The 13581-nt window shown below is 70.7% G+C and carries 17 protein-coding genes; 5 read left to right on the top strand and 12 right to left on the bottom strand.

Annotated features, from left to right (window positions below):
- Positions 1-58 precede the first annotated feature (58 nt).
- Positions 59-865 (bottom strand): hydroxyacylglutathione hydrolase, encoded by an 807-nt coding sequence (gloB, locus tag WJ12_RS06330; protein ID WP_034186647.1) that lies wholly within the window; start codon positions 863-865, stop codon positions 59-61.
- Positions 866-883: 18 nt separating this feature from the next.
- Here gloB and WJ12_RS06325 point away from each other — a divergent pair, with 18 nt between their 5' ends.
- The 3 genes from WJ12_RS06325 to dnaQ are packed head-to-tail and all read left to right on the top strand — an operon-like array spanning position 884 to position 2909.
- A complete protein-coding gene (locus WJ12_RS06325; RefSeq protein WP_034186646.1) occupies positions 884-1696 on the top strand; it encodes a class I SAM-dependent methyltransferase in 813 nt (270 codons plus the stop codon).
- Entirely contained in the window at positions 1693-2136 is a 444-nt protein-coding gene (gene rnhA, locus WJ12_RS06320; RefSeq protein ID WP_021163370.1) for a ribonuclease HI, read from the top strand. Before WJ12_RS06325 ends, rnhA begins: the two co-directional genes overlap by 4 nt.
- A gap of 38 nt (positions 2137-2174) precedes the next feature.
- Positions 2175-2909 carry a DNA polymerase III subunit epsilon gene (gene dnaQ / locus WJ12_RS06315; RefSeq protein ID WP_059560541.1) on the top strand — a complete coding sequence of 245 codons (735 nt, stop codon included), beginning with the start codon at positions 2175-2177 and terminating at the stop codon, positions 2907-2909.
- 28 nt (positions 2910-2937) lie between these two features.
- Here dnaQ and WJ12_RS06310 read toward each other — a convergent pair whose 3' ends face one another.
- Entirely contained in the window at positions 2938-3270 is a 333-nt protein-coding gene (locus WJ12_RS06310) for a YnfA family protein (RefSeq protein ID WP_034186644.1), read from the bottom strand.
- Positions 3271-3811: 541 nt separating this feature from the next.
- On the opposite strand from WJ12_RS06310, the gene proP reads away from it, so the two are divergent.
- Positions 3812-5302, top strand: coding sequence for a glycine betaine/L-proline transporter ProP (gene proP, locus WJ12_RS06305; protein WP_034186643.1), 1491 nt, complete (start codon positions 3812-3814; stop codon positions 5300-5302).
- A gap of 110 nt (positions 5303-5412) precedes the next feature.
- On the opposite strand, the gene WJ12_RS06300 is transcribed toward proP, so the two are convergent.
- The gene (locus WJ12_RS06300; RefSeq protein WP_034186642.1) at positions 5413-5619 is read right to left on the bottom strand and encodes a hypothetical protein; all 207 of its coding nucleotides are present in this window, start codon (positions 5617-5619) and stop codon (positions 5413-5415) included.
- 128 nt (positions 5620-5747) lie between these two features.
- Entirely contained in the window at positions 5748-6377 is a 630-nt protein-coding gene (locus tag WJ12_RS06295; protein ID WP_034186641.1) for a glutathione S-transferase family protein, read from the bottom strand.
- A 175-nt stretch (positions 6378-6552) separates the two neighbouring features.
- On the opposite strand from WJ12_RS06295, the gene WJ12_RS06290 reads away from it, so the two are divergent.
- Positions 6553-7770, top strand: coding sequence for a polyhydroxyalkanoate depolymerase (locus WJ12_RS06290; protein WP_034186640.1), 1218 nt, complete (start codon positions 6553-6555; stop codon positions 7768-7770).
- A 7-nt stretch (positions 7771-7777) separates the two neighbouring features.
- Here WJ12_RS06290 and WJ12_RS06285 read toward each other — a convergent pair whose 3' ends face one another.
- The 8 genes from WJ12_RS06285 to mdcC form a co-directional block, all read right to left on the bottom strand.
- Positions 7778-8422: a phosphoribosyltransferase gene (locus WJ12_RS06285; RefSeq protein WP_404823989.1), complete on the bottom strand. Its 645-nt coding sequence runs from the start codon at positions 8420-8422 to the stop codon at positions 7778-7780.
- A 126-nt stretch (positions 8423-8548) separates the two neighbouring features.
- Positions 8549-9070 carry a phospholipase D-like domain-containing protein gene (locus tag WJ12_RS06280; RefSeq protein ID WP_034186639.1) on the bottom strand — a complete coding sequence of 174 codons (522 nt, stop codon included), beginning with the start codon at positions 9068-9070 and terminating at the stop codon, positions 8549-8551.
- A gap of 117 nt (positions 9071-9187) precedes the next feature.
- Entirely contained in the window at positions 9188-10117 is a 930-nt protein-coding gene (locus WJ12_RS06275; RefSeq protein WP_034186638.1) for an acyltransferase domain-containing protein, read from the bottom strand.
- Positions 10114-10980 (bottom strand): triphosphoribosyl-dephospho-CoA synthase MdcB, encoded by an 867-nt coding sequence (gene mdcB, locus WJ12_RS06270; protein WP_034186637.1) that lies wholly within the window; start codon positions 10978-10980, stop codon positions 10114-10116. The genes WJ12_RS06275 and mdcB overlap by 4 nt, the downstream gene beginning before the upstream one ends.
- Entirely contained in the window at positions 10977-11645 is a 669-nt protein-coding gene (mdcG, locus tag WJ12_RS06265) for a malonate decarboxylase holo-[acyl-carrier-protein] synthase (RefSeq protein WP_034186636.1), read from the bottom strand. The genes mdcB and mdcG overlap by 4 nt, the downstream gene beginning before the upstream one ends.
- Positions 11632-12339, bottom strand: coding sequence for a biotin-independent malonate decarboxylase subunit gamma (gene mdcE / locus WJ12_RS06260; RefSeq protein ID WP_069245607.1), 708 nt, complete (start codon positions 12337-12339; stop codon positions 11632-11634). Before mdcE ends, mdcG begins: the two co-directional genes overlap by 14 nt.
- Positions 12326-13258 carry a biotin-independent malonate decarboxylase subunit beta gene (locus WJ12_RS06255; protein WP_069245606.1) on the bottom strand — a complete coding sequence of 311 codons (933 nt, stop codon included), beginning with the start codon at positions 13256-13258 and terminating at the stop codon, positions 12326-12328. The genes mdcE and WJ12_RS06255 overlap by 14 nt, the downstream gene beginning before the upstream one ends.
- On the bottom strand, positions 13255-13572 hold the full coding sequence (gene mdcC / locus WJ12_RS06250) for a malonate decarboxylase acyl carrier protein (protein ID WP_034200771.1): 318 nt from the start codon (positions 13570-13572) through the stop codon (positions 13255-13257). Before mdcC ends, WJ12_RS06255 begins: the two co-directional genes overlap by 4 nt.
- Between the last annotated feature and the right edge of the window lie 9 nt (positions 13573-13581).

Below are 13581 nucleotides of genomic sequence, written 5' to 3'. Positions count from 1 at the left end.
CTACATTTGGAGCAATTTTTACAGACACCGCTTGAGCTTTGGAGTCCTCCGGAAATCATCATCGGAACCGGTTTTTCCACTCGCGCATCAGCGTGAATGCCGCCAGACGATCCGGCACTGTTTCGTGCAGCTCGGCCTCGAGCGTGGCATGTATCGCCGCGCTGTCCGCCCGCATGAACGGGTTAACGGCACGCTCGTGAGCAATCGTAGTGGGCAGCGTCGGCACGCCACGCGCGCGCAGCGCCTGCGCTTCGTCGCGCCACGCGGCGAGCGCCGCATTGCCGGGCTCGCACGCGAGCGCGAAGCGGATATTGGACAGCGTGTATTCGTGTGCGCAATGCACGCGCGTGTCGCCCGGCAGCGCCGCGAGCGCGTCGAGCGACGCGAGCATCTGCGCGGGCGTGCCTTCGAACAGGCGGCCGCACCCGCACGAGAACAGCGTGTCGCCGCAGAACACGTGCGGCGCCGCGTTGCGCGGCCCGGCCGCCTGGAAATAGGCGATGTGGCCGCGCGTATGACCGGGTACGTCGAGCACGTCGAACGCGACGGCCGGCGCGTCGAGCGTCACGCGATCGCCGCCCGCCAGCGGCCGCGTGACCACGCCGATCGCTTCGGCCGCGGGGCCGTATACCGCCAGCGGCGCATCGGCCGGTTGGCTATCGCGCAGCGCCTCGACACCGCCGACATGGTCGGCGTGGTGGTGCGTGAGTAAAATAGCGGTCAACCGCCAGCCTCGTTCGGCAAGAACCCGGCGTACGGGCGCGGCTTCACCCGGATCGACGGCGATTGCATCGCGGCCGTCCGAGACGAGCCAGATATAGTTGTCTTCGAATGCCGGAACCGGCACGTATTCCAGCTCGTTCATGGGCGCGCAATCATCGTTATGTCTGACCGTCAAATTATAGACTGGCCCGCCTGGACCGACTCGCCTCCCGGCCGCTACGTGCTGGGCTGGGAGCAGGCGCAGCTCGACCGGATCGTGTCCGACGTCTTCGGGTTCCACGCGCTGCAGCTCGGCTTGCCGCAGCTCGACGCGTTGCGCGAGAACCGCATGCCGTATCGCGGCCTCGTGCTCGACCCGGCGAGCGGCGCGAGCGCGCCGTACCAGTACCCGTGGGCACGCGAGGCGCACGCACCCGAGCATGCGCCCGCCGATCGCAGCACGACCTGGTGCGACCTGCTCGACCTGCCGTTCGAGTCGCAGAGCGTCGACCTGATCGTGATGCCGCACACGCTCGAATTCACGTCCGACCCGCACCGCCTGCTGCGCGAGGCCGAGCGCGTGCTGATGCCGGAAGGCCAGCTCGTGATCACCGGCTTCAATTCGCTCAGCCTGTGGGGCATGCGCCAGTCGTTCGGGCGCATGGCGAACCACCCGTTCGTGCCGGCCACGCGCGACCAGATCGCGTTCATCCGGCTCAAGGACTGGATCAAGCTGCTCGGTTTCGACCTCGAACGCGGCCGCTTCGGCTGCTACCGCCCGCCGCTCGTCACCGACAAGTGGCTGGCCCGCTACGGCTTCATGGAGGCCGCCGGCGACCGCTGGTGGCCGATCTTCGGCGCCGTCTACATGGTGACGGCCGTCAAGCGCGTGCGCGGCATGCGCCTCGTCGGCCAGATCAAGATGAAGAAGCCCGTGCTCGCCCCGGGCCTGACGCCGGCGGCCTCCCCGACCACCCATCAAGAACATTCATGACAATCGATACCATCGACATCTATACCGACGGCGCCTGCAAGGGCAACCCCGGCCCCGGCGGCTGGGGCGCACTGATGCGCTACGGCGACAAGGAGAAGGAGCTGTTCGGCGGCGAACCGAACACGACCAACAACCGCATGGAGCTGATGGGCGTGATCGCCGCGCTCGAAGCGCTGAAGCGGCCGTGCCAGGTGATCGTCCATACCGACTCGCAGTACGTGCAGAAAGGCATCAGCGAGTGGATCCACGGCTGGAAGAAAAAAGGCTGGGTCACCGCGGCGAAAACACCCGTGAAGAACGCCGACCTGTGGAAGCGGCTCGACGCGCTCGTCGCGCAGCATGAAGTCGAGTGGCGCTGGGTCAAGGGCCACGCGGGCCACCCCGAAAACGAGCGCGCGGACGCGCTCGCCAATCGCGGCGTCGAATCGCTCACGGCCTGAACGCCGGCCGTTCCCCTGTTTTCTTCGTTTTCCCCGACATGCGCCAGATCATTCTCGATACCGAAACCACCGGCCTGAACGCCCGCACGGGCGACCGCCTCATCGAAATCGGCTGCGTCGAGCTGCTGAACCGGCGGCTCACCGGCAACAACCTGCATTTCTACGTGAACCCCGAGCGCGACAGCGATCCGGGCGCGCTGGCGGTGCACGGCCTCACGACCGAATTCCTCAGCGACAAACCGAAATTCGCGGAAGTCGCCGACCAGATCCGCGACTTCGTGAAGGACGCCGAGCTGATCATCCACAACGCGCCGTTCGACCTTGGCTTTCTCGACGCGGAATTCGCGCGGCTCGGCCTGCCGCCGTTCACCGAACATTGCGGCGGCGTGATCGACACGCTCGTGCAGGCCAAGCAGATGTTCCCAGGCAAGCGCAACTCGCTCGACGCGCTGTGCGACCGCTTCGGCATCAGCAACGCGCACCGCACGCTGCACGGCGCACTGCTCGACTCGGAGCTGCTCGCCGAGGTGTATCTCGCGATGACGCGCGGCCAGGACAGCCTCGTGATCGACATGCTCGACGACGCGGGCGCCGACGGCGGCGCGGCGAACGGCCAGCGCGTCTCGCTCGCCACGCTCGACCTGGCCGTCGTGGTCGCGAGCGACGACGAACTCGCCGCGCACCAGGCGCAGCTCGACGAGCTCGACAAGTCGGTCAAGGGCACCTGCGTGTGGCGCAAGTCCGCCGACGAAGGCGCCGCGGAAGCGGCCTGACGCCTGCCCATACCCGCCGCGGCCGCGCTTACGCGCGCGGCTGCAGCGCGATGACGGCCATCCCGCCGAGCGCGAGCGCCGCGCCGGCCACGTCCCAGCGGGTCAGCGCGACGCCGTCGACCACCCGCAACCACACCAGCGCCACCGCGATGTAGACGCCGCCGTACGCGGCATAAGTGCGCCCGGCCGCGCTCGGGTGCAGCGTCAGCAGCCACGCGAACAGCGCGAGCGAGAGCGCGGCCGGCACCAGCAGCCAGGCCGGACGCCCGTCCTTCAGCACGAGCCACGGCAGGTAGCAGCCGACGATTTCGGCCAGCGCGGTAGCGGCGAACAGCGCCGCGATCCTGATCAGTTCGGTCATCCGGTTCCTCGTGAATTCGGCCCCCGTCGCCGGGCGCTGCACGGCCCCGCCGCGCGTCGCCGATCATACCCGAGCAGGCCGCGCCGAATCCCCCGCCAGGCGGGCGTCTCCCGGCAATTTGCACGATCATCCGTCATCGTGCTATCATGTCGCCTGTTTCAACATTCAATCTCTGTCTATTCGATTTCGGGAGAAACCCGTCCGCGCGTTGCGGGCCGGCCTTTCGACCGAAATTGCACCCACAGGAAAGCCCGCCCGACAGGCCCGCTTTTCTCGTTTCGTTGCCCCTCCGGGGCGTTGCCGGAACACCGGACCCTTCGTCCGCACCGGCATCCGCCGCCTGCATCACGCGGCCCATTCTTCATGAGCGCACTGTCGCGACGGCCCATCGGGCCCGCGTCGAAGCAGCCCCTTACGGCCTTTTGCTGCCCCTTGTGCAGTAAGCGCTTAATGGTCTGCCCCGACGCGCCGCACCCGACATCGCGCTCGCCGGCAAACCGTGTCGGACGGCCCGCCCGTTCCGGCGCAGTCAAAGGAGTGCATGACCTTGACCGCAACACACGTCAGCCCGACCGCTGCTTCTTCCACCGCTTCGCCGTCCGGCGAGGCTCCGCTCGCCGCGGACGACATCACCGTCGTCGACCAGAGCCTGCTCAAGCGCGCCGTCAGCGCGATGGCCATCGGCAACGCGATGGAATGGTTCGACTTCGGCGTCTACAGCTACATCGCCGTCACGCTCGGCAAGGTGTTCTTCCCGTCCAGCAGCCCGTCCGCGCAGCTGCTCGCGACCTTCGGCACGTTCGCGGCCGCGTTCCTCGTGCGCCCGCTCGGCGGCATGGTGTTCGGCCCGCTCGGCGATCGCATCGGCCGCCAGCGCGTGCTCGCCGCGACGATGATCATGATGGCCGTCGGCACCTTCGCGATCGGCCTGATCCCGAGCTACGCGTCGATCGGCATCATGGCGCCCGTGCTGCTGCTTGTCGCCCGCCTCGTGCAGGGCTTCTCGACCGGCGGCGAGTACGGCGGCGCCGCCACCTTCATCGCCGAATTCTCGACCGACAAGCGCCGCGGCTTCATGGGCAGCTTCCTCGAGTTCGGCACGCTGATCGGCTACGTGATGGGCGCCGGCGTCGTCGCGCTGCTCACCGCGTCGCTGTCGCAGGAAGCGCTGCTGTCGTGGGGCTGGCGCGTGCCGTTCCTGATCGCCGGCCCGCTCGGCCTGATCGGCCTCTACATCCGGATGCGGCTCGAGGAAACGCCCGCGTTCAAGCGCCAGGCCGAAGAGCGCGAAGCGCAGGACAAGGCCGTGCCGAAGGCGCGGTTCCGCGAGACGCTGATGCGCAACTGGCGTGCGCTGCTGCTGTGCGTCGGCCTCGTGCTGATCTTCAACGTGACCGACTACATGGTGCTGTCGTACCTGCCGAGCTTCATGTCGTCGACGCTGCACTTCGACGAATCGCACAGCCTCGTGCTCGTGCTGATCGTGATGGTGCTGATGATGCCGATGACGCTGTACGCCGGCCGCCTGTCGGACAAGATCGGCCGCAAGCCCGTGATGCTCGCCGGCTGTGTCGGCCTGCTCGTGCTGTCGATCCCGTCGATGATGCTGATTCACGCGGGCACCACGGCGTCGGTGTTCGGCGGCCTGCTGATCCTCGGCGTGCTGCTGTCGTGCTTCACCGGCGTGATGCCGTCGGCGCTGCCGGCGCTGTTCCCGACCGAGATCCGCTACGGCGCGCTCGCGATCGGCTTCAACGTGTCGGTATCGCTGTTCGGCGGCACGACGCCGCTGATGACCGCGTGGCTCGTCGACGTGACGCACAACCTGATGATGCCCGCGTATTACATGATGGGCGCCGCCGTGATCGGCATCGTGTCGGTCGTCGCGCTCGCCGAAACCGCGCGCCAGCCGCTGAAGGGCTCGCCGCCGGCCGTCGCGACGCGTCGCGAGGCGCACCAGCTCGCGCGCAAGCTGCGTGAAGAGGACGATGCGCCGCAGATGTACGACGTCGCGACGCCGGCACGGGCGTGAGCGTCGCCCAATGAAAAAGCCCCGGCCGCAGCCGGGGCTCGATCGAACCCGATCCGCCCGACCGGCTTGCGCCGGCCGGGCTTTTTTTCATCCTTTCGATGCGGCCGCCTTCACGCGCGCGCTTCGCAATGGCGGCAGAAGATCAGCTCGCGCGAACGCGACACGGCCGCCTGGGCACCGCGCGTCGCCATGATCAATCCGACCTGGCCGAGATTGAAATCGCGCTCGACCATCAGCTGCGTCAGCGCGGCGAGCGGCAACACGACGGACGGGTGGTACAGGCTCGATTCGATCAGGGCTTTCATCATCGGCTCCATCTGGCAATGCGTCATTCGATGGAGTGGATTCTAGGGACCGGCCGCTTCCGGATAAACAGCGCGAATGCGAAGTCACTTGTCAGCGGTTGCGAACAATCGGCAAACCCTTGCCGGACAAGGCACTCGGCCTACGCGAGCGGCGTTTCGACGAATGCCGGCAGCGTCTCGGCCCGTGCCGAATGCGCGGCCAGCGCCGGATAGCGGGCCGGATCGATCCGCGCGAGCGCCGGGTAATCGGCCGCCATGAATTGCGTGAAACGCCATGCGACCGCGACCGTCACGTCGGATTGCAGCAGGCGCGCACCGCCTAACCAGCCGTTCGCGGCCGCGACGAGCGGCTCCAGTGCGCCGTATGCGGCCTCAAGCTGGCCCAGCACGCGCTCGAGCCACGGCGCGTGCTGCTTGTCGGCCGGTCGCAGCGCCTGCTCGTAGACGACCTGGACGGTCTTTTCGGCCGCCGCCAGCGCGAACCCGACGGGCACGAGCACGCGCAACCGCGCATCGGCGGTGTCGGGCAGCAGGCGCCGCTCGGGCGCGACGCAATGATCGAGATAGTCGACGATCAGCGACGAATCGATCAGCGTCGAGCCGTCGTCGGTCACCAGCGTCGGCGCCTTGACGACCGGGTTGAAGGTGCCGAACTGCTCGAAATGACGAAACACCGAGATCGAATGGTGTTCGAACGGCAGGTCGAGCAGCTTCGCCGAAATGGCGACACGGCGCACGAACGGGGAATCCAGCATGCCGATCAGCTTCATCGCAAACGCTCCGCTTCTGGGGGGGATGGGACCGACGACTGTAGCAGTGTCGCGCCGCACCGGCCAGCGCGCCCGCACGCTTGATGCTAAGCAGACGGCCGCGCTTTCGGCTCCCGCTGCGCGGCCACAGTGACCATAATGAAGATTCACGCCCCCTTCCGCCCCAAGGTTCGCCATGTGGTATGCCCTCGTCGAGCAGCAGCGGGAATGGATGCGCGCCTGGCGCGCGGCGACGCGGCACGCGTTCGACGCATGGCCCGCGGCCACGCTGCCGCACGCTGCGTCGTCGTGCTACGACGACCTGTTCGAACCGCTGCTCGGCCCGTCGGCCGGGCCGCCGCGCTTCGACATCGGGCGGCCGGCCGTCGACGAACGCGTCGTCGCCCGCACGCCGTTCTGCGACCTGCGGCGCTTCGTGCGCGCCGACGCACGGCGCACGGTGCTGCTGTGCGCGCCGCTCGCCGGGCACGCGGCCGTGATGATGCGGGAAACCGTCGAGACGCTGCTCGCCGACGGCGACGTCTGCGTGACCGACTGGCGCAATGCGCGCGACGTGCCGCCTGCAGCAGGCCGCTTCGGGCTCGACGAGTACGTCGCGCTGCTCGACGGCTTCGTCGACGGCCTCGCGCACGACGCCCGGCCGCTGCACGTCGTCGCCGTGTGCCAGGCCACCGTGCCGGCGCTCGGCGCGCTCGCGCTGCGTGCCGCGCGCGGCCTCGCACCGCCCGCGAGCATCACGCTGATCGGCGGCCCGCTCGACGCGCGCCGGAACCCGAGCGCACTCGGCACCGCCGCCGCCACCCACTCGCTCGACTGGTGCCGCCGCCACCTGATCGACATCGTGCCGCCCGGTTTCGCGGGGCACGGCCGCCACGTGTTCCCGACCTACCTGCAGCAGGGCGAGATCGCGCTGCTGTATCCGCAGCGCTTCCTCACGCTGATCGAGGCCTACGCGCTGGCCGCGTCACGCTTCGACATGGCCGGGCTCGCCGGTGCGCGACGGGCGCTGCTCGAATACACGGCGCTGCTCGACATGCCGGCCGATTATTTCCTCGACACGGTCGACATCGTGTTCCAGCGCATGAGCCTCGCGACCGGCACGTGGGACGTCGGCGGCACGCGCGTCGAGCCGGCCGCGCTGCGCGGCGTCGCGCTGCTGACCGTCGAAGGCGCGCGCGACGCGGTCACGGGCGCCGGCCAGACGCACGCGGCGCTCGACCTGTGCCGCGGCCTCACGGCCGGCGAACGCCATCGCGTCGACATCGACGATTGCGATCACTACGGGCTGTTTACCGGGCCGCGCTGGCGCGGCGACGTCCATCCGGCGCTGCAGCGCGTGTTCGCGCTGGCGGAAGCGGCCCGCCCGCGCACGCGCCGCGCCAGGCGGCCGTGATGCGGCTTCAGTGGCGCGCCGCGTCGAGCAGCCTGCGCACCTCGTCGTCGCTCGTCTGCTCGAAGCGGGCGTAGAACGGGCTGATCCCGAAGAACCGCAGCGGCTGCGACACCGTGACGAAGGCGTCGGCCAGATCGTCGAACGCGTGCCGCGCGCTCGCCGGCGCGACCGGTACCGCCGCGACGATGCGTGCGGGGCGGCGCTCGCGCAACGCCTGCAGCGCGACGCGCATCGACGCGCCGGTCGCGACGCCGTCGTCGACGACGATCGCGATGCGTCCGTCGACCGGCAGCGGCGGCACGGCGCCGCGATACAACGCCTCACGGCGATGCAGCTCGGCCGTCTCGCGCACGATCACGTCGGCGAGCTGCCCGTCCGACACGCCCATCGAGCGGATCACCGAACGCTGCAGATACATCGCGCCACCGGTCGCGATCGCACCCATCGCGAGCTCGGGATCGAACGGCACGCCGAGCTTGCGCACGACCAGCACGTCGAGCGGCGCGCGCAGCGCGCAGGCGACCGGATACGCGACGGGCACGCCGCCGCGCGGCAACGCGAGCACGACGACGTCGCTCCGCCCCGCGTAATCGCGCAATGCGTCGGCCAGCTGGCGGCCGGCATCGGCGCGATCGGCAAAACACTCGGTCACGATCGGCTCCCTGCCGTTGCGCCGGATGCGCGAAACCTGCGCCGGCGCCTTGTCAACGAGCATGGTGCATCGGCCGCGCCGATGCAAGCAGGGCCATACCGGCGCACGCGACGCCGAAGGAAGGGATCAGAGGCCGCCGGCCTGCCGGTACAGCCGCCAGAACGACTGCGCATAGGATTGCGCAAGCTCGGGCGCGCGCTGGAACACATTCACCGTTTCCGCATGGGCGGCCGCACCGTCGGACAGCGTCGTCAGCGCGACGCTGTCGTCGACGATCACGAAGCGCGGTGCCGGATCGCCATGCCGTGAATCGATCGCGACGTCGATGCCCGCGGATTTCAGAAAACCGGCGCCGCTGTAGCGGCCCGCGCGCGGCGAGCGCACGAGCACGACACGCACCTCGACTCCGCGCGCACGGGCCGCGCGCAACGCGCCCGCGACAGCCGGCGGCACGTGCGTATAGCCCGCCAGCAGCACGCGACGCTGGGCCTGTTCGATCAGGTCGACGGTCGCGTCGGCCGCCGCGTTGTCATACGAAAAGTATGTGCCGACCGACGCGGCGTCGGACGGAATCTGGCTGGCGTGGGCGCTCGTCGCGCAGCACAGCGCGGCGAGAAGGATGGCGGCTGGTCTCATGGCGGGCGCCATTGTAGCGATGCCAATTCGCGTGGCAAGCACCGGCTGCGACGCTGCTGCGCCGGCGCAACACCCCGCCTGGAACGCGGGCGCGACGACTGTGTTTCAGCCCGTTTTTCGAGCCGCGGGTCAGGCCGCGACGCGCGCGAGCCAGCTCGTCACGCCGTCGACGGAACGGAAATCCGCGAGGCTGCGCGCCGGCAACGCCGGGTACGCGCCGCCGGCCATCTCGGCCAGCGCGCGCCCGGGGCCCAGTTCGAGAAACGCCGTCGCACCGGCCTCGACGCAGGCGGCGAGACAGGCCGCCCACTCGACCGGCTCCGCGATCTGCCGCGCGAGCTTGTCGAGGCCCGCGTCGACGTCGAGCACCGACGCCCCGTCGATCCCGGAAAACAGCCGCGTGCCGGGCAGCGGCCGCCGGACGTGCGTCGCGGCAAGCGCCGTGCGAAACACCGGCACGGCCGCCGCGAGCCGGCGCGTGTGCGACGCGATCCGCACGCAGACCGGTGCGACGCGCAATGCGCCGGCGCGCGCCGCATCGTCGGCCACCGCATCGACGTCGGCCTGGCGCCCCGCGACGACGAACGCGTCGCCGGGATTCGCGATCGCGATGGCCGCATCGCGGCCGTCGCACAACGACGCGAGCCGCGCGCGCGTCAGGCCGCGCACGAACACCATCCGCTCGTCGCCGCCGCTCGCCGCATCCATCGCGCGCGCGCGCGCATCGGCCAGGTCGAGCGCGTCATGCGGCTCGATCATCCCCGCGACGCTCCACGAACCGACCTCGCCGACGCTGTAGCCGGCGACGCAGCGCCGGCGCGGCCACGCCGTATCGAGCAGCGCGGCGGCCGCGAGCGCCTGGGTCGTGCAGAGGATCTGCGCGGCGCGGTTCTCGCGCAGCGCGTCCGGCCCGGCCTGCCGGACCCACGCGCGCGGATCGTCGCCAAGGAGCCGGCCGGCATGGGCGAACACGGCGTCGGCCTGCGGCGCGGCGCCCGTCAGGTCGAACATGTCGGCGCGCTGCGCGCCCTGCCCCGAACAGAGGATGGCCAGCGTCATCGCGGGTGCCCGTCGGCGTCGAGCGCATCGACGAATACGCTCATCGCGAGCAGGTCGGCCGCGCCGCCCGGGCTCAATCGGCGTGCGACGAACGCACGGTGCGCGGCGGCCGCGCGCAGCCGCCAGTCACGCGCCCGCACGCCGCCGCGGGCGACGAACGCACGAGCGGTCGCCCGCGCGAAATCGAGGCCGTGCTGCCCGCCCCGGTGCAACAGATTCGTGTCGTCGAGCGCGGCGATCAGCGCAAAGCACGCGTCGACGCGCGCGGCTTCCGGATCGCCGGGCAGGTCGCGCCGCGCGCGGCGCAGCGCGGGCAACCCGACCCCGTACACGGTCGGGAAGCCGTCAGCCGCTTCGCGACGCGCGCCGCCGACTCCGTAGCGGCGGCTCGCCCGCTCGCCATGGCTGTCGGGCAAACGCGGGCCGCCGAGGATGTCGGCACCCCAGCGGCCGGAGACGAACGCGCCGAGCGTCGTCCCGTTAGGCACCGCGCCCGGCACCGCGCGCCGGCCCGCGGCCGCGCACAGCAGCCCGAGCCCGAAGATCGCGCCGCGATGCGTATTGACGCCGCCGGTCGCGGCGAGCATCGCGTGTTCGGCACGCAGGCCGATCTTGCGCAGCACCGCCATGTCCGCGTCGCGTGCGCCCGCGTCGGCGAGTGCCGCGAAGTACGGCCGCAGCACCGCGGCGCTGCGCGCGAACGTCGCGGCATCCATGTCGGTGTGACTGCCGGTGTCGACATGGCTGACGAGACCCGGCTTCGGATAAGTCTCGATCTCGAGCACGAGGCTGCGCTCGGCCAGCGCGGCGATGCGCTCGGCATCCGACGGCGCCGCTACGCGGCAGGCAGCCCATGCGCTCATCGCGCGCCTCCGGCGAATGCGTCGGCCGCCATCAATTCGACGGCGACCGCGGTCTTGACCGCGACTTCGGGGCGCCGCGCATGCAGTTCGCGCCAGTTGACGCCCGCGCCGTCGGCGCGCAGCAGTTCGCCGTCGATGCGCATCGGCGCGTGCGCGTCGATCGCCGCGAGACCGTCGAGCAACGGCCGGAGCGACGTGGCATCCGGCAGCGGAAACACGATGTCGAGGTCGGACGACGGGCCCAGGTACGGCTCGCCCGTCAGTGCCTGCCACGCGAGGCTGCCGAACACGCGCCCCTGCACGCCGCTGCGCGCGCCGAGCGCGTCGAGCGCGCGCAGCGGTACGTGCCATGCGTCGGGCGCGGCGCCGAGCACATCGGCCAGCGCGGGCAGCGGGCCGACCGTCGCGAGCGCGTCGGCGGCGACGTTCAGCGCGATACGCCGCTTGCCCGCCGCCGGCGGCAGCGGCATGCCGAGCGGCACGCGGCCGGCGCCGGCTTCATCCGGCGACGCGCGGCGCACGATCAGCGGCCAGCCGCGTCCGGCCCATGCGCGCACGAGCGGATCGCCCGCGAGCGCGCGGTCGCGCGCGAACGCCGCGTCCCACCCGGCCGCCGTCAGCGTGACGAGCGTGTGGCGGCGCAGCGGCAGCTCAGCGCGCGGCACGCGCGAGTGCCTCGACGCGCTGCGCGACGTCGGTCGCGACCGGCCGGCCGCGCGACGCGCGCCGGTCGATTCGGTCGGCCGGTTTGCCGAGCCATTCGCCGACCTGTGCGTCGAGCGCGCGGGCCGGGTCGAGCACGGCGTCGACGGCGCCCATCTTCACGAGATTGTCGAGCCCCGGCGCGAACACCGGCGTCGTACGCGACATCTCCTTCAGCACGTCGATCGGCAGCTTGGTCACGCGCGACATCGACGGCAGGTCCATCACCTCCGGCTCGGCGCCCGGCACCGCGAGCAGCGTGCGCGTCGCGAGCGCGGTCGCGATGAACGCGCCGGCGGCGGTGTGGCCGTACAGCACGCCGATCGTCCGGTGCCCGGCGAGATCGGCATGCATCAGGCACTTCGCGAGATGCGACAGCCCTTCGTTCAGGCCGAGCAGCTCGTCGCGCTTGCTCATCCGCTGGCTGTCGCTGTCGACGAGCACGACGATCGGCGTGTCGCCGCCGCGCGCGACCGTGTCGAGCACCTGCGACGCGAGCGTCAGCGCTTCGTCGATGCCGAACGGCAAGCGGTCGGTGACGCCGATCACGTCGACCCGCGCGCCGGCCAGTTCCGCATGGCCGGTCAGCAGGCCGCCGTGACGCACGATCGAATGGCCCTTCGGAAACAGCGAATTCAGTACTTCATCGACCGTCATGCTGCGGCTCCTGTAACTGGTCGGCGAGCATGGCGAATGCGTCGTCGGGCATGCCGGGAATCGCCTCGGGCTGATCGGCCCCGAGCATGCGCCACACGTCGAGCGCATCCCTGCATGCGCCGAACCGGGCGACACGCGCTTCCAGGCGCGCCTGTTCCGCGCGCAGCATCGCCGCATCGAACCTCGGCGCGCGGCCGATCAGCTCGAGCGCCGCCGCGCGGAACGCGTCCGGCGTGTCGGCCACGTAACGGTCGGCACCGCCGATCAGCCGCCGGTGCTTGCCGCCCATCGTGCGCCAGATCAGCGCGCGATCCTTCGAATCGAATTCCTCGACGCCGCGATTGGTCTCGATCACTTCGGGGCCCGACACGCTGATGCGCCCCTGCTCCGACACCGCGAGCGCCGAACAGCACGCGGCGAGCAACCCGCCGCCGCCGTAGCAGCCCGCACGCCCGCCGATCAGCCCGATCACCGGCACGCCGGCCGCGCGCGCGTCGACGAGCGCACGCATGATCTCGGCGATCGCGAGCTCGCCCGCGTTCGCTTCCTGCAGCCGCACGCCGCCCGTATCGAACAGGATCAGCACCGGCTTGCCGATTTCGCGCGCGGCGCGCAGCAGCCCGGTGAGCTTCGCGCCGTGCACCTCGCCGAACGCGCCGCCCATGAAGCGGCCTTCCTGCGCGGCGACGAACACCGGCCGGCCATCGAGCCGCCCGTGGCCGACCACCATCCCGTCGTCGAACTGCTGCGGCAGGTCGAACAGCGGCAGGTGCGGGCTCGTCACGCGCTCGGCCGGCCCGAGGAATTCGTCGAAGCTGCCCGTGTCGAGCAGTCCGTCGATGCGCTGCCGCGCCGACGCCTCGTACCAGCTCGCGCCGTTCGCGACGAACGCCGGTGCGTCGTGGATCACGTCGCTCATCGTGCATCCCCCTCGATCGCGCGCACGGCCTGCGCGAGCCGCAGCGACACCATGTCGGGCCGCGCGCCGCCGTCGTTGATCGACAGTTTCAGGCCGCCCGGCGTGCGCCGCTCGACGAAATCCGACACGACGGCCTGCCATACCGCACCGAAACCGACCGCCGCGGTGCGGATGTCGATCTCGCATTCGTTGCCCGGCAGCACGCGCTCGACGAGCACCTCGAGATTGCCGGACGCGACCACGCCGACGAGCGCCGCGGCCTGCTCGCCCTTCGCGCGTTCGCGCGCGGTGAAGCGATAGTTCAACTGTTCCATGCCCTCTTC

It is taken from the genome of Burkholderia seminalis (assembly GCF_001718535.1).
GTDB classification, from domain to species: Bacteria; Pseudomonadota; Gammaproteobacteria; order Burkholderiales; family Burkholderiaceae; genus Burkholderia; species Burkholderia seminalis.
This window is presented reverse-complemented; position numbering and strand designations above follow the sequence as displayed.

What these genes read in the sequence shown, in the direction of transcription:
- gloB (WP_034186647.1), bottom strand. Translation starts at nt 865, where the DNA reads ATGAACGAGCTGGAATACGTGCCGGTTCCGGCATTCGAAGACAACTAT.
- WJ12_RS06325 (WP_034186646.1), top strand. Translation starts at nt 884, where the DNA reads ATGTCTGACCGTCAAATTATAGACTGGCCCGCCTGGACCGACTCGCCT.
- rnhA (WP_021163370.1), top strand. Translation starts at nt 1,693, where the DNA reads ATGACAATCGATACCATCGACATCTATACCGACGGCGCCTGCAAGGGC.
- dnaQ (WP_059560541.1), top strand. Translation starts at nt 2,175, where the DNA reads ATGCGCCAGATCATTCTCGATACCGAAACCACCGGCCTGAACGCCCGC.
- WJ12_RS06310 (WP_034186644.1), bottom strand. Translation starts at nt 3,270, where the DNA reads ATGACCGAACTGATCAGGATCGCGGCGCTGTTCGCCGCTACCGCGCTG.
- proP (WP_034186643.1), top strand. Translation starts at nt 3,812, where the DNA reads ATGACCTTGACCGCAACACACGTCAGCCCGACCGCTGCTTCTTCCACC.
- WJ12_RS06300 (WP_034186642.1), bottom strand. Translation starts at nt 5,619, where the DNA reads ATGGAGCCGATGATGAAAGCCCTGATCGAATCGAGCCTGTACCACCCG.
- WJ12_RS06295 (WP_034186641.1), bottom strand. Translation starts at nt 6,377, where the DNA reads ATGAAGCTGATCGGCATGCTGGATTCCCCGTTCGTGCGCCGTGTCGCC.
- WJ12_RS06290 (WP_034186640.1), top strand. Translation starts at nt 6,553, where the DNA reads ATGTGGTATGCCCTCGTCGAGCAGCAGCGGGAATGGATGCGCGCCTGG.
- WJ12_RS06280 (WP_034186639.1), bottom strand. Translation starts at nt 9,070, where the DNA reads ATGGCGCCCGCCATGAGACCAGCCGCCATCCTTCTCGCCGCGCTGTGC.
- WJ12_RS06275 (WP_034186638.1), bottom strand. Translation starts at nt 10,117, where the DNA reads ATGACGCTGGCCATCCTCTGTTCGGGGCAGGGCGCGCAGCGCGCCGAC.
- mdcB (WP_034186637.1), bottom strand. Translation starts at nt 10,980, where the DNA reads ATGAGCGCATGGGCTGCCTGCCGCGTAGCGGCGCCGTCGGATGCCGAG.
- mdcE (WP_069245607.1), bottom strand. Translation starts at nt 12,339, where the DNA reads ATGACGGTCGATGAAGTACTGAATTCGCTGTTTCCGAAGGGCCATTCG.
- WJ12_RS06255 (WP_069245606.1), bottom strand. Translation starts at nt 13,258, where the DNA reads ATGAGCGACGTGATCCACGACGCACCGGCGTTCGTCGCGAACGGCGCG.
- mdcC (WP_034200771.1), bottom strand. Translation starts at nt 13,572, where the DNA reads ATGGAACAGTTGAACTATCGCTTCACCGCGCGCGAACGCGCGAAGGGC.